We start from the raw sequence: 1,067 nt of genomic DNA, 5'->3' as shown, positions 1-1,067 counted from the left end.
ACCTGTGTCACATAGGCCTGGAAGCGTTGATCGATCCTCCCCGCTGCCTGCAGGGCGATGCAGCGGACCCCGGTCATGTGAGCTTCGATGGCCTTTTGAATCCCTTCCTCCTGCTCACAGAGGATCACCCAGTGCTCTGCATAAGCAGGTGTGGAGAGTTCAGGAGCAACCTCCTGCTCTTTCCAACCGGGTGAGGACAGGAAGAGTGCGGGAGGAGATGAAAAGCCTTCCATCTCACCTTTTCCATCCAAAACACGCAAGGAAATTCCTTTCATCCGCACACACACATTTCCTTGCTCGTCACATACATCTATATCGCATTTGTGTACGTTATCCCCTGCTTTGCCTCCCTGACTGTAACGAATCAGTGCCCACATGCTGGAGGTGCATCCACCCAGGATTTCCAGCTCTTCCAGGGCAAAGGGAAGGATTGGTTTTACACCGGATTGGTGATTGGACGCCATCGAAGCATTCATAGACATCAGCAAACCAATCGACGCCTGCAGAGCAGCATCCATCATGCTCGGATGCAGGACAAATTGCCCCTCTGTATCCAAAATCACAGAAGGCAAAGAGAGTTGGGCCAACGCTTGACCTGAGCCTACATATACTTTCTCAATTCCCTGGTGTCCAGGACCATACTCAATTCCTGCCGCATGGAATATCTCATAGCATTGGCTCGCTGAAAGGATTTTTTGGCTGCACTGGGTCTGCAAAGCAGCAAGATCCAACACGGAGACTTCTTCCAATCTGGCTAGCAAAGCCGTGCCCTGACTGTATACAAGTGGTTCGGCACCAGATTCACTGTAAACCTGATAATCAATCTCTCCGTTATCTGAAGGATACAGCCCGATATGTACCTTAACCGGCTGGTCTCCTACGGCAATGGGCCGAATCCACACTACATTTTTGAGCCGAATGCCCATTGTCTCCTCTTGCAAGACCCCGGCCGCCTGATCCACAGCCACCCGGGCCATTTCCAGATAGGCAACTCCGGGCAAGAGACGTTTCCCATTCACCACGTGATCCGACAGGAAAAACTCCTGTCCTGTAAAGGTGGAGCTGAA

Annotated in this window: 1 protein-coding gene; it reads right to left on the bottom strand. The window is 51.8% G+C overall.

Annotated elements, in window-relative coordinates; translation table 11 throughout:
* Positions 1-1,067: polyketide synthase dehydratase domain-containing protein (locus tag BMZ78_RS18435; protein ID WP_139203385.1), on the bottom strand; the 1,067-nt coding region annotated here is incomplete at both ends.

The sequence above is a fragment of the Thermoflavimicrobium dichotomicum genome (assembly GCF_900114055.1).
In the GTDB taxonomy this organism is placed as follows: Bacteria; Bacillota; Bacilli; order Thermoactinomycetales; family Thermoactinomycetaceae; genus Thermoflavimicrobium; species Thermoflavimicrobium dichotomicum.
This window is presented reverse-complemented; position numbering and strand designations above follow the sequence as displayed.